Source organism: Haloferax sp. s1 (genome assembly GCF_058382125.1).
The window spans coordinates 1-13,264 of the sequence record NZ_JBZRPK010000667.1; the positions used below are offsets into that span (position 1 = coordinate 1).

The window sequence follows — 13,264 nt, forward strand, 5'->3', positions numbered from 1 at the left end:
GTGTAGCCGCGGTCCGGAACCGACTCGCCATCGGCGATGATATCCGACCCCTCAGTCGCGCGTCCGACCACAGTAATCTGGACAGAAGCGGCCTCGCGGGCGGTGTCGAGGTCATCTTCTGGTATCGTAAACACGAGTTCGAAATCTTCACCGAAGTACGTCGAAAGCGTCCGTCTGTCCGCGTCGTCGGTAGCAACCTCCGAGACAACATCGTGGACCGGGAGCGCGTCCCAGTCGAGTTCGAATCCGCAGTCGCTCGCTTCGGCGAGTTGATGGACTGAGCGGGCGAGACCGTCGCTCGAATCCATCATCGCCGTCGCCGAGTCGCGAAGGGCGACACCGGTTTCGACACGGGGAGTGAAACAAAAGAGGTCGTTAGCGCGCTCCACCTCGCCCGCTTCGAACAGACGGACGGCAGCGGCAGACCGGCCTAATTCCCCGGTGACACACAACAGGTCGCCCGGCTGTGCACCGGAGCGAAGAACTGGGTCATCGGTACGGCCGATAGCCGTACTCGCCGTCGTGAACTCATCATGCGTGTCGAGGTCGCCGCCGACGTATTCTGCTGAAACCGCCTCACAAACGTCTCGGGCACCCTGTACGAAGTCGCTGAGTTCCGTCTCGTCGAGTTCGACGGCGGCATAGACGGCGACAGCACAGGTGGCGGTCGCACCCATTGCGGCCACGTCCGACAGCGATGCCCCGACGGACCGCCAGCCGGCGGTGTACCGGGTCGTTCCGGCGGGGAAATCCGTCGCCTCGTGAAGCATGTCGGTCGTGACGACGAGACCGTCAACGATGGCAGCGTCGTCGCCAGCACCCGGAAGGTCTGCGTCGAGCAGTCGAAGGGCGGCGCGCTCGTCCATACGTCGGACGTATCGGGGGGAGCGGAAATGTCCATCTATCCGAAACGCGTGCGGCCACACGAAAGAGACGATAAAAACGACACCCCCCGACCTGCTTTCCGGCCGTCAAATTCGGTGACTTAATGCACGTCGTAGACACATTCCCAGCAAATGGCCCGCGAGAATATTCGTGCGACGCTCCTCGGGTTCGCCGCGGCTATCGTCGTCTTTGCCGTCCTATTCTATTTCGTGGGCGTGGACAAACTCGTCGGGCGAGTGACGATGGCCGACCCCGCATATCTGGCGGTCATCTTTGGTATCACGCTCGTGTGGCTCGCCTCGTGGGGGACCTCGTTGAAGACGGTACTCGGCGTTCTCGGCGTGCAGATATCCGTCGTTCGGTCGTTCCTCGTATTTACGGGTGCGATGTTCTCGAACAACATCACGCCGTTCGGACAAGCCGGCGGGGAGCCTGTGACTGCGCTCCTCATCTCACGGAGTACCGACGCCGAGTACGAGACCGGACTGGCGGCCATCGCGAGTGTAGACACGCTGAACTTCGTCCCGTCTATCACGATTGCCCTCATCGGTGCGGGATACTACGCCACCGAGGTGACGCTCGGTCGAAACCTCGAAATCGCCCTCACCGCCGTCGTCGTCCTCGCCATCGGCGTCCCTGCAACAGTCTACGTCGCGTGGCAACGGCGGTACGACCTCGAACGCCGAATCATTCGGGCCTTGACCCCGCTTATCCGCACCGTCGCACGATACGTTCCGAGAATGCCAGTTCCCTCAGCCGACGGTATCAACCGCCGGATAAACGGATTCTTCCGTTCCATCGAGCGCGTCGGGCGAAACCCGCGAGGGTTGGCGGTCGCACTCTTACTCTCGGGACTCGGGTGGTTCTGTCAGATGGTCGCCCTCTGGGTGGCGTTTCGCGCCATCGGCGCTCCAATCGCGTTCTCCATCGCGCTGTTCGTCGTCCCCATCGGTGCGATTGCAGGCGTGACACCACTTCCGGGGGGGTCGGGCGGTATCGAGGTGACGCTTTCAATCCTCATCGCCGCGGCCGCTTCGGTCTCGCTCGACGTCGCAACGGCAGGGGTCGTCATCTTCCGGGGATTCATCTACTGGGTCCCGACGCTTCTCGGCGGTATCGTGATGACTATCCAGAGCACGCACGGTTGGCGACCCTGAGACGGGCCGAAAAAGGAGTGTGTTCCCGCTATACGCCCGGCGGGGCACAGGAGCCTCCAACCGCCCGTATCGGGTGAATACGATGCCTTTAAACGCCGCGATTATGAACGAATAGCCATGGTAACCATCTATGACGTCCCGGCGGACGCCCTCATCGAAGAGGTCGCCGGACGACTCGAGGACCGTATCGAGCAACCCGACTGGATGGCCTTCGCGAAGAGCGGCCAGACCCGCGAACTCCCGCCACAGCAGGACAACTTCTGGTTCATCCGTGGTGCGAGCCTTCTCCGCAAGGTCGCCATGAACGGCCCCGTCGGTGTCGACCGCCTCTCCACCGAATACGGTGGTCTGAAGCGCGGCAGCAACCGATACAGCGTCTCCGGCGCACACAGCGACACCGGTAGCAAGAAGGTCATCCGCAAGCTCCTCCAGCAGCTCGAAGAGGAAGGCTTCGTCGAGACGGCCAAGGGCGAAGGTCGCCGCATCACGGCCGAGGGTACGAGCTTCCTCGACAACGCCGCATCTGACGTGCTTTCCGACCTCGACCGTCCGGAACTCGAGCGCTACGCGTAATACCGCTGACACACACCGAGAGTTCTTCTTCGACCGAGAATTCCGTAGCGAGCCGTCCGTACGCGGGTCCGTAATGGTTTTCAGACATCGGACCGTGCGCTAGGATATGAGTGGTAGTCAAGACGACGAGCGACTGGAGGAGCTTCGACGAAAGAAGATGCAGGAACTCCAGGAACAGCAGGCAGGACAACAAGGCTCAGCCGAACAACAGCAGGCAGAGGAGGCCGCAAAACAACGCGCCGAACAGCAGAAACAGGCCCTTCTCAAGCAGTATCTGACCGACGAGGCCCGCCAGCGTCTCAACGCGGTGCAGATGTCGAAACCCGACTTCGCCGAGAAAGTCGAGCGCCAAATCGTCGCGCTCGCACAGGGCGGTCGAATTCAGGGCCGCATCGACGACGACAAGATGAAGGCGCTCCTCAAAGAGCTCCAGCCCGAGTCCAAGAGCTTCAACATCCGACGCCGATAACACGTGGAGCTCGCGCTTCTCTACAGTGGCGGGAAGGACTCTTCGCTCGCTGCGCTGCTTCTCGATGCATTCTACGATGTTACGCTCGTGACGGCACACTTCGGCGTCACCGACGACTGGACGCATGCGAAGGACGCCGCAATCGAACTCGGCTACGAGTTCGAAACGCTCGAACTCGACCGTGATGTCGCCGAGGAAGCGACCGCTCGTATGGTCGAAGACGGCTACCCTCGCGGCGGCATCCAACGGGTTCACGAGCACGCACTCGAAGCAGTCTGCGGGCTGGGTTTCGACGCCGTCGCCGACGGCACACGACGTGACGACCGCGTCCCTTCAATCTCGCGGGCACAGGCGCAGAGTCTCGAAGACCGCCACGGTGTCGATTATCTCTCGCCGCTTTCGGGATTCGGCCGCGGCGCGGTCGACCGCCTCGTCGAGACCCACCTCGACGTGGAGACCGGCCCCTCCGAGGAGATTCCGAAAGCCGACTACGAAGGTGATCTCAGGACACTCATCGCCGAAGAACACGGTCGGGAAGCGGTCGACGATGTGTTCCCGGACCACGTCCAAAGCTACGTCCACGGACGGCGCTAGGACCGTCCGACGAACCGCTTTTCAACACTATCGAACCGCTTTTCACTGGGCCACCCACCGGGTGAACCATGGACCCCGGAATCTTCTATTCCGTACTCGCCGCCTTCGTCTGGGGCGTGTACATCTTCGTCGTGAAGCGGTATTTCCCGGGCTACCCCGGTGCGGTTCTCACCGTCGTCGTCAACGCCTTCGCCGTCGCGTGGTATCTCCCCGTCTCGATAGTGACGTTCGACGCCTCGTCGGTTCCGTCACTGGCCGATATCGGCGCGAGTGGAGTCGCTATCGTCGCCGGAACAGCGGTGCTCGTCGGGGTCGCGTTCATCCTGTTCGTCGACGCCCTCGACGCGGGCGACGTGTCCTACGTCGCACCAATCAACAAACTGGTCCCGGTGTTCGTGTTACCCATCGAGATTCTCTTCTTGAATCAGTACCTCACGGGGCTTCAGGTAGCTGGTGTCGCCGTCGCAACCGTGGCAGTCTACGTGGCGAACTACGAAGGTGGCGCACTGCTCGACCCACTTAGGCGGGCGGTTCGCTCCCGTCCGGCACAACTCGCGTTGGCGAGTGCGGCCTGTTACGCCGCCAGCGACGTTGGGAAGCGCGTCGCGCTACAGGAACTCGCAATTCCGACGAGCGTGTTCGTTCCCGTCCTCTTCACGGGGGCGGGAATAGCCGTGCCCCCCGTCGCAGTCCGTAACTGGACGAGCGTCCGCGACGACCTGCCGAAGTTCGCCGTAGCCGGGGGACTCGTCGCCGTGGGCGAGCACATCACGTCGACGGCCTTTGGGATGGTCCCCGCAAGTATCGCCTCCCCAATCGTCAACACGCAAGCGGTCATCGCCGTGGTTCTCGGCGGAGTCGTCCTCCGTGAAGCGCGCTTCGGGACGCGCCTCGTCGCGGCCTTCCTCGCCGTCGCCGGGGTTTCGCTCATTGCTATCGGGGATGTCGAAGTTCTCCTCGCAGTTGTCCGATAGCGACCGCATCGAACAACAGGTTTCAAGCGCCGCCTTCGCCAACCATTGCCCATGTACGACCGACTCAAGGGGTTTCGTGACTTCTATCCCGGGGAGATGTCGGCCCGGCGCGAGGTAATCGACACCGTCGAAACCGCCGCCGCCCAGTACGGGTTCCGCGAAATTGGGACGCCGTACCTCGAACGGACCCAGATGTACGTCGACAAGTCCGGCGAGGAAATCGTCGAAGAGCTATACGCCTTCGAGGACAAGGGTGGCCGCGAGGTTACCCTCACGCCCGAACTGACGCCGACCGTCGCCCGGATGGTCGTCGCGAAACAGCAGGCGCTCTCGAAGCCCATCAAGTGGGTCTCGACCCGCCCCTTCTGGCGCTACGAGCAGGTCCAGCAGGGTCGCTTCCGCGAGTTCTACCAGACGAACGCCGACATTTTCGGCTCCTCGGAACCCGAGGCCGACGCCGAGATTCTGGCCTTTGCGGCCGACGCGCTCACCGACCTCGGGCTTACGGCCGATGATTTCGAGTTCCGCGTCTCGCACCGCGACATTCTCGGCGGCCTCCTCCGGTCGTTCGATGCCGACGTGTACGTGACGGATGCGATTCGTGCCGTCGACAAGTCCGAGAAAGTCGAACGCGAAGAGTACCTTGGACTGCTCTCCGACGCCGGACTCACCTACGACCAGGCAAGCGAGTTCGCCGACCTCCTCGAACGCGGCGACCTCGACGAGATTGCCGACTTCGGCGGCGAAAACGTCGAAGCCGCGGTCGAGAACCTTCGGAACGTCCTCGCGGCGGCCGAGGACTTCGGCGCTGGCGAGTACTGCGAAGTCTCGCTCACGACCGCCCGCGGTCTCGACTACTACACTGGCGTCGTCTTCGAGTGTTTCGACTCCACGGGCGATGTGTCCCGCGCGACCTTCGGCGGGGGCCGCTACGACGACCTCATCGAATCCTTCGGCGGCCAGCCAACCCCCGCAGTCGGCGTCGGCATCGGAAATGCGACGCTCCAACTGCTCTGCCAGCGCGCCGGCGTCTGGCCCGAAGAGGAACTGACGACCGACTACTACGTCCTCACCGTCGGCGACACCCGGTCCGTCGCTTCCCGAATCGCCCGCGACCTCCGCGAGGCGGGCAACGTCGTCGAAGTCGACGTCTCCGACCGGAGTTTCGGCGCGCAGATGTCCTACGCCGACTCGGTTAACGCGAGCACGGTCGTCATCGTCGGCGAGCGCGACCTCGAAAACGGCGAAGTCACCGTCAAAGACATGGAAAGCGGCGAACAGACGACCGCCCCCGTCGACGACTTCCCGGGCGGCCGCGACGAACCGACCTCCGACGACTTCGAATAGGTTCGGTCATCGTTCTTCGCGCCGTCGGGAAGTTCACCCGACGAAATCAGTCAATTCTCGCGAAACGATAGCGGCGACCGGTCTTTTGTCGCTTCCAGACGTATTGGGGAGTATGTACGAAACGATTCTCGTGCCACTCGACGGAAGTGCCCCCAGCGAAGTGGCGCTTGACCACGCACTCGACCTCGCGGCGAGCATGGATGCGACGATTCACGCCCTCTACGTTGTCGACGAGCGCACGCTTCATGCGACTCAACTCGACGCCGGTGGTCTCATGAGCGCCTACGAGGAAGAAGGCGAAGACATCGTCTCCGAGGCCGCAGACGAGGCTACCGAGGCGGGTGTCGAAGTTGTGACTGCAATCGAACACGGGTCGCCACATCAGGCAATCCTCCAGTACTCCGAGGAAGCCGATATCGACCTGTTAGTGATGGGAACGCACGGCCGAAGCGGCCTCAGACGGTACCTCATCGGAAGCGTTACGGAGCGCGTCCTGCGATTGGCCGACATGCCGGTACTCACCATCCGAGCCGAAGAGACTCCCGTCGAAGGAGAGTAGCCGAGTCAGCACCGGTCGCTTACAGGGAGAATGGGGTGGAGTCCGTTAAGTAGACCCACGGAAAAGCCAGCGTATGCGCGCTTTCCGTGTCGCCTACGACGGCCGCCCGTTTCACGGATTTCAGCGACAACCGGACGTTCCGACCGTCGAGGACGCCATCTTCGACGCCTGCCGTTCCCTCGGAGTCTGCGACGAGGATGCTGACCCGACCGCATACGCCGCCGCCGGCCGGACCGACGCGGGCGTCTCCGCGCTCGCCCAAACCGTCGCGTTCGAGTGCCCGAACTGGTGTACGCCGCGAGCCTTAAATTCGGAACTCCCGGCGACAGTCAGGGCGTGGGCCGCCGCCGACGTCCCCGACGATTTCCACGCGAGACACCGACCGACTCGCCGCGAATACGTCTACGACCTGCACGCGCCGAGCGACGCGTTCGACGACGACCGGGCCGCCGCCGTCCTCGACGAACTCCGCGGCGAACACGACTTTCACAACCTCACGCCCGACGATTGGGGGACCGTCCGAACCATCGACGGCGACCTGAGCCGCGACGGGGATTTCCTCGTTATCCGCGTCGAGGCCGGCGGGTTCGCCCGTGAACCCGTCCGTCGACTCGTCTCACTCGTTCGTGCTGTCGCGTCGGGAGCGGCACCGATGGAGAAAGTCGACGACGTACTCGGCTCAGAGCACCTCGAAGGACCCGACGGCGTGCCGCCCGCCCCGCCGACGCCGCTTGTTCTCACCGCCGTCGACTACCCGGCCGTCGAGTTCGAGGTCGACCCCGAGGCTGCTGAGAGCACGGTTCGGGCGTTCGACGAGCGGGCGCTCGCGGACCGAATCGGATGGCGCGTCGGGTCGCGAATCCGTGACGGCGTCAACAGCGCGTAGTCCACCCAGACATCAATAGCACTCCGGAGCCATTGGGGTACCTCATAGCAAAGATATCCTTCTTCGGGTCCGAATCGTCCGACCATGTGCTACGACGCTGTCATCTTCGACAACGACGGCGTACTGACGGAACCGACGCTGCTCGAAGTCGAGCGCGAAGCAGTCCGGCGGGCGTTCGCCGAGTTCGGCGTGGACCCGACGACGGAGGCGATTGATGGCGTCATCCACGGGGGACTCACGCATCTGCGTCGCATCTGCGCTGTACACGACGTGCCGGTCGACAAGTTTTGGTCGAGTCACGAGGCGCACGCCGCCACTACGCAGTTGGAGTGCCTCGAAAACGGGACGAAACCACTGTACGACGACGTACACGAGCTCGACGACATCGAGCACCCACTCGCCGTCGTGAGCAATAATCAGCATGCGACTATCAAACACATTCTCGACGTGTTCGACCTCGGGGGCCGCTTCGAAGTCGCCTACGGCCGCGAACCGACGGTCGAGGGTGCCCGCGTCAAGAAACCGAATCCGCACTACATCGAGCGTGCAATGGACCGCCTCGGCGTCGAAAGCGCCCTCTACGTCGGTGACAGCAACGTCGACGTGGTCGCCGCCAACCGCGCCGGTATCGACTCGGCGTTCGTCCGCCGTCCCCACCGCGAGGGCTACAAACTCGCCGCGGACCCGACGTACGAACTCGATTCGTTAGCCGAGTTGCCCGCGGTGTGCTGAGTCGCTGACGTTGGTCCCGCGTGCGTACGCAAACCATCAACCAGTAGGCACATCACTCGACCAACCAGTAGGCACATCACTCGACCCTCCGTGAGGATGAACATGGACCGGACCACCGCGTGGGACGTCACATTCCGCATCACCTTCGGCCTGCTCATCATCGGCATCGGAAATACTATCGGAGGGTTTGTCGCCAGCGCGACGGGTATCTTTGGCCTCGCGCTCTATCTTCTCATCGCGATTCCAGCGTTGATTTACGGGATATTTCACATCGTCCGCGGAGCGGGCGTAATCGTCAAGTCGGGGACGAAAAGCGCGCTCACCGACCTCGGCCTGACGGCTGAGGCCGTCGCCACAGATTCGAACGCGACCGGTCGCAGCGGCCCGGAGAACAGCGACACCGACCCCGCGGCCGACGACTAACCACCGACCCTACTCCCACCCGCCGGGCCAGATGCCCGCGGCTTTCATTCCCTTCTCGAAGTCCGCTTGTCGGAACGCCGTTGCGAGTTCGTCGTCATCGAGTCCCGGAATCTCGTCGTTCGCGGCTGCCGTTGCGAGTTCACGCACGAGGAGCGCTGCTAACATCGCATGTTCGCGGATGTTCCTGTCGTCTACCTTGTCGCGCGTGTCCGCGTGGGTGTGTCCCCACCCTCGTCCGCGCTCGCCGCTGTCGCTGTGGAGTTGGAGCGCGGGGATTCCGGCGCGGACGAACGGCCACTGGTCGCTGAAAGGGTGCGGCGTTTCATCCACGCGAATCGGGTGTCTCGTCTCGTCCGCGACGCGGCTCGCTACCTCGGCCGTCGCCTCGGAAGTGTGCGTCATCGCCACGAGGTCGCGGAACCGTCCCGCACCGTCGACGTTGACGACCGCGGCGACGCGGTCGAGGTCGAGGCGATTCACGAGGTGTTCCGCGCCGGTCAGTCCGAGTTCTTCGGCCCCGACGCCGACCACGCGGACGCCGAGGTCGAGGTCCATCGCCGCGAGAAGTCGGACCGCGGTGGCGACAGTGGTGATACCGCACCCGTTGTCGAGCGCGCCCTCGGCGATATCGTGGGCGTCGAAGTGCGCACAGAAGACGACTTCGCGCTCCGTGTCGGGGCCGACGTGACCCTCGACGTTCCTACTTTCGCCGGGTTCCGTGGCGGCATCGACCGTTAATCGAGCCGTCCCATCTCGGCTCGCGAACTCGGCCAACCACGACCCCGTCTCCTTGCTCACACCAACCGCGGGGGCGAGAGCTTCCTCGTCGTACCGCAGTGCACCGGTCGGTGGCAGTTGCCCGGGAATGTGATTGGCGAAGACGAACCCGACCGCACCCGACTCGATAGCGTAGTTGAACTTCTCTATCCGATGGATAAAGCGCCCTCCGCTGGGCGTGGTCGTACTGGCGACGGCGATAGCACCGTTCACGTCGTACTCGTCAATTTCCGACGGCGTACCATAGCCTACGTCGACGAGCGGGCCGGAGACATCCGCTGCGGGAGCGTAGGGGAGCGCAATCGCTTCGAAAGACCGCTCGTCGGGGGCAGTGAGTTCGAGCGTCGTCTGCCCGCGCGACCAGTGAGCCATCTCGAAGGTATCGAATTCGACGTGCTGAGCGCCAGCATCGACGAAGGCGTCGGCGACGAGCGAACTCGCACGGCGGTCACCTTCCCCGCCAGCCATCCGGTTACCCACTGCGGTCAGTTGTGTGAGGAACTCCCACGGGCGGTCGTCGGTCCACGTGCGAGCGAACACGTCGCGGGCGTCGGGTGACAGGTCGTCCATGTTCCATCCACTCGCCATCGGTCAAAGTGGTTTGTGACGGTTTGGCCACGCTATCGATTAAAAAGGTTGCCCACAACATCTAACTAATTTGACGTGGTACGAACGAGCGCCATGCCAACATGTCAGAACTGCAGTTCTTTCGTTACAGAAGGCTACGTCAAGGTGTTCGCACCCGAGGGCATGGAGGACCCCCGGGTCTGTCCGCACTGTGAGGACTTGGTTCGTGACGGTGCCCAGGTCCGACAGGCGAGAGCGACCCGACACTAATCTCATCACTTCGGCCCTCCATTTCTCCCCGCTGGCAGTCGATTGACAAGGCTTACCACCCGCGCGTGCAACTGCGGAGATATGAGTTCGGTTCCCGAGCGGAGCGATATCGAAACGGAGTACAAGTGGGACCTCGACAGCATCTACACCTCCGACGACGAGTGGGAGGCGGCCTACGAGGACGTTGCCGAGCGCATCCCCGAACTCGGAGCGTACGAGGGTCACGTCACCGAGGACCCCGAGACGCTTCTCGAACTCCTGGAGACGATGGAGTCGGTGCTCCGCGAGGTATCGATGGTCACCTCGTATGCGAACCTCCGAAGCAGCGAAGACACGCGAAATCAGGAGTATCAGGCACAATCCGGCCGTGCCGAGGCGTTGGCGTCGAAGGCACGAAGTGCAGTCAGTTACCTCGAACCCGAGCTACAGGAACTCGACCGAGACGAGGTGCAGGCGTTTATCGACGAAGAGCCAGCACTCGAAGCCTACGAACACTACTTCGACGACGTACTTCGGACGAAAGAACACACCCGCTCGGCAGAAGTCGAGGAGGTTCTCGCCGACCTCTCCGACGTGACCGGCGCGTCAAGCGACATCTACTCCATGCTCGCGAACGCCGACATGGAGTTCCCGACGGTCGAGAAACCCGACGGCACCTCGGTCGAGATTACGCAGGGTAACTTCACGAAGTTGCAAAAGCATTCCGACCGAAACTTCCGCCGGGCCGTCCACGAGGAGTTCTACGACCGCTGGGCCGACGTGCGAAACGCCGTCGGCACCTCGCTGAAAAAAAGCGTCAAGAAGGATGTAAAGACCGCTCACATCCGCAACTACGAAACCGCTCGTGAGGCCGCACTTAACGGTCCAAACGTGCCGGTCGAGGTGTACGACAACCTCCTCGAAACCGTCCGTGACAACCTCGACCATCTCCACCGCCACGCCGAGTTGAAGCGGAAAGCCATCGGTGCCGAGACGCTGCAGATGTGGGACCTCTACGTCTCCTTGACTGGCGACCACGGCCCCGAGATTCCGTACGAGCAGGCGAAAGAGTACATCATCGAGGCCGTCGAACCGCTCGGCGAAGCCTACCAAGAACGGATGGCCCAAGGACTCGAAGACCGCTGGGTCGACGTGTACGAAAACCGCGGCAAGCGCGCCGGGGCGTACTCCGCCGGGACCTACGACACCCAGCCGTTCATCATGATGAACTATCAGGACGACGCGGCGTCGATGTTCACCCTCGCACACGAACTTGGCCACTCGATGCACTCCGAACTCGCAAACGAGGCACAACCGTGGCACGACGCGAGTTACGACATCTTCACCGCCGAAGTCGCCTCGACGGTCAACGAGACGCTCCTCACCGAGTACCTGCTCGAAAACGTCGACGACGACGAACTCCGGATGCACGTCCTCGACGAGTATCTCGAACGCTTCCGGTCGACGCTGTTCCGCCAGACGATGTTCGCCGACTTCGAACTCCAGATTCACGAAATCGTCGAAGACGACGGCGCGCTCACCCCGGACCATTTCGACCAACTCTACGGCGACCTGAAAGCGACGTACTACGAACCCGCAGAAACCGACGACCACATTGCCCGCGAGTGGATGCGGATTCCGCACTTCTACTACAACTACTACGTCTACCAGTATGCGACCGGTATCTCGGCGGCCGCAGCTATCGTCGAACACATCCGCGAAGAAGGCGAGGACGCCGCCGCGGACTACCGCGAAGCGCTCGCACTCGGCGGCAGTGAATACCCACTCGACGTGCTGAAAACTGCTGGCGTGGACATGACCGAACCCGAACCCATCGAGGACGCGATGTCCGTCTACAGCGAGTTCCTCGACGAAGCGGCAACGCTCCTCGACCTCGAATAGGGTCGTTCCTCTCGAACCGTTCCGTCTCCCAAATATCACCGCGTTGGGTGGGTCACCCGACGTGAACGACTTTCGCCCGCCCCGACACGCTGTTGATGTGGACGTTGTACTCGCCGCAGTCGTCGCTGGCGCGGACGACCCACGACGTGCGCTGTTGTGACGGCGACTCGATGACGGCGTCGTCGTGCCCCGCGCGTTCGAGTTTCTCCCGTGCGATGCGCTGTGCTTCCAGCGGTGAGTTCACCGACTGTCCGGCGTCGTCCAGCCGAATCGACATCACCGGAATCGAGACGCGGCGACCGACGCGCTCTGCGACGCTTCCGTTGAAAAGTCGGTTGACCCCGTCGCGACCGTGCGTGCCCATGACGATGAGGTCGGCATTAATCTCCCCGGCGTAGTCGACGATGGTCTCGGCGGGGTCTCCCTCGGCGACTGCCGTCTGGATTGGGACGCCGTGCTCGTCGGCGCGTTCCGTGGCACCGTCGAGCGCTCGGTCACCGCGTTTGGAACCCGTTCGACCGGCTGAATCGTCAGTAGACCGGTCCCCCGCAACGTACAGTGCGTGAATATCCGCACCGATCTCGTCAGCGAGGTGAACCGCGTGGCCCACCGCATTCTCCGCTTCTGGACTGGCGTCGACCGGAACGAGGATGTGATTGTACATTGTGACCCTCCTGGACGGGTGTACGGCGAGACGGGAGTAATAGCGCGTATTCCGTTCTTGTTTTTCGAGAATGATGAGGCCGGTATGTAGGCCCGAGGTGCGTATCTTAGCCGAGCGCCGCATACGACGGCGCCGTCAAGATATGAATGACGGATGGAACATCGTCGTCTGCGTCAAGCAGGTACCCGACGCCGACGACGTCACGATTGACCCCGATACGGGGACGTTGAATCGGTCCGGCGCGCCCGCGGTCCTGAACAGGCCCGACCACAACGCCGTCGAGTCGGCGCTGGCGCTCCGCGAAGCGGTCGGCGGGACGGTGACGGCGATTACGATGGGACCGCCCCCGGCGAAGGCTGTGCTCCAGACGGCGGTCGGCGTCGGTGCCGACGGCGGAGTGCTGCTCACCGACCGCGCATTCGGTGGCAGCGACACGTGGCCGACAAGCCTCGCACTCGCGCGGGCGGCCGCCGAACTCGACGCCGACGTCGTCATCTGCGGCGAGG

At 63.0% G+C, this 13,264-nt stretch carries 16 protein-coding genes; 13 read left to right on the forward strand and 3 right to left on the reverse strand.

What is annotated here, in order from left to right:
* The coding region (gene thiL, locus QT222_RS15970) for a thiamine-phosphate kinase (RefSeq protein ID WP_491477729.1) at positions 1-866 on the reverse strand (866 nt) is incomplete at its 3' end.
* Between the two features lie 150 nt (positions 867-1,016).
* Here thiL and QT222_RS15975 point away from each other — a divergent pair.
* The 10 genes from QT222_RS15975 (at position 1,017) to QT222_RS16020 (ending at position 8,599) form a co-directional block, all read left to right on the forward strand.
* Positions 1,017-2,042 (forward strand): lysylphosphatidylglycerol synthase transmembrane domain-containing protein, encoded by a 1,026-nt coding sequence (locus tag QT222_RS15975; RefSeq protein WP_491477730.1) that lies wholly within the window; start codon positions 1,017-1,019, stop codon positions 2,040-2,042.
* 117 nt (positions 2,043-2,159) lie between these two features.
* Entirely contained in the window at positions 2,160-2,615 is a 456-nt protein-coding gene (locus QT222_RS15980) for a 30S ribosomal protein S19e (protein ID WP_004059279.1), read from the forward strand.
* Positions 2,616-2,721: 106 nt separating this feature from the next.
* Positions 2,722-3,084: a DNA-binding protein gene (locus QT222_RS15985; RefSeq protein ID WP_491477731.1), complete on the forward strand. Its 363-nt coding sequence runs from the start codon at positions 2,722-2,724 to the stop codon at positions 3,082-3,084.
* A gap of 3 nt (positions 3,085-3,087) precedes the next feature.
* The gene (locus QT222_RS15990; protein WP_491477732.1) at positions 3,088-3,678 is read left to right on the forward strand and encodes a DUF7411 family protein; all 591 of its coding nucleotides are present in this window, start codon (positions 3,088-3,090) and stop codon (positions 3,676-3,678) included.
* Positions 3,679-3,746: 68 nt separating this feature from the next.
* Positions 3,747-4,652 carry an EamA family transporter gene (locus tag QT222_RS15995; RefSeq protein ID WP_491477733.1) on the forward strand — a complete coding sequence of 302 codons (906 nt, stop codon included), beginning with the start codon at positions 3,747-3,749 and terminating at the stop codon, positions 4,650-4,652.
* Positions 4,653-4,703: 51 nt separating this feature from the next.
* Positions 4,704-5,999: a histidine--tRNA ligase gene (gene hisS, locus QT222_RS16000; RefSeq protein ID WP_491477734.1), complete on the forward strand. Its 1,296-nt coding sequence runs from the start codon at positions 4,704-4,706 to the stop codon at positions 5,997-5,999.
* A gap of 112 nt (positions 6,000-6,111) precedes the next feature.
* Positions 6,112-6,558 (forward strand): universal stress protein, encoded by a 447-nt coding sequence (locus tag QT222_RS16005; RefSeq protein WP_004059274.1) that lies wholly within the window; start codon positions 6,112-6,114, stop codon positions 6,556-6,558.
* A 73-nt stretch (positions 6,559-6,631) separates the two neighbouring features.
* Positions 6,632-7,444, forward strand: a complete 813-nt coding sequence (truA, locus tag QT222_RS16010; RefSeq protein WP_491477735.1) for a tRNA pseudouridine(38-40) synthase TruA — start codon at positions 6,632-6,634, stop codon at positions 7,442-7,444.
* Positions 7,445-7,528: 84 nt separating this feature from the next.
* On the forward strand, positions 7,529-8,176 hold the full coding sequence (locus tag QT222_RS16015; RefSeq protein ID WP_491477736.1) for an HAD family hydrolase: 648 nt from the start codon (positions 7,529-7,531) through the stop codon (positions 8,174-8,176).
* 102 nt (positions 8,177-8,278) lie between these two features.
* Positions 8,279-8,599: a hypothetical protein gene (locus tag QT222_RS16020; RefSeq protein WP_491477737.1), complete on the forward strand. Its 321-nt coding sequence runs from the start codon at positions 8,279-8,281 to the stop codon at positions 8,597-8,599.
* Positions 8,600-8,608: 9 nt separating this feature from the next.
* Here QT222_RS16020 and QT222_RS16025 read toward each other — a convergent pair whose 3' ends face one another.
* Complete coding sequence (locus QT222_RS16025; RefSeq protein WP_491477738.1) at positions 8,609-9,946, reverse strand: M28 family peptidase; 1,338 nt, start codon at positions 9,944-9,946, stop codon at positions 8,609-8,611.
* A 111-nt stretch (positions 9,947-10,057) separates the two neighbouring features.
* Here QT222_RS16025 and QT222_RS16030 point away from each other — a divergent pair, with 111 nt between their 5' ends.
* Together QT222_RS16030 and pepF are read left to right on the forward strand one after the other, a co-directional pair.
* Positions 10,058-10,213: a DUF7563 family protein gene (locus tag QT222_RS16030; RefSeq protein WP_425497314.1), complete on the forward strand. Its 156-nt coding sequence runs from the start codon at positions 10,058-10,060 to the stop codon at positions 10,211-10,213.
* 81 nt (positions 10,214-10,294) lie between these two features.
* On the forward strand, positions 10,295-12,094 hold the full coding sequence (gene pepF, locus QT222_RS16035; protein ID WP_491477739.1) for an oligoendopeptidase F: 1,800 nt from the start codon (positions 10,295-10,297) through the stop codon (positions 12,092-12,094).
* 52 nt (positions 12,095-12,146) lie between these two features.
* Here the strand turns inward: pepF and QT222_RS16040 are convergent, their stop codons facing one another.
* Positions 12,147-12,758 (reverse strand): universal stress protein, encoded by a 612-nt coding sequence (locus QT222_RS16040; RefSeq protein WP_491477740.1) that lies wholly within the window; start codon positions 12,756-12,758, stop codon positions 12,147-12,149.
* A gap of 142 nt (positions 12,759-12,900) precedes the next feature.
* On the opposite strand from QT222_RS16040, the gene QT222_RS16045 reads away from it, so the two are divergent.
* On the forward strand, positions 12,901-13,264 hold a 364-nt coding region (locus tag QT222_RS16045; RefSeq protein WP_491477741.1), incomplete at its 3' end, for an adenine nucleotide alpha hydrolase family protein.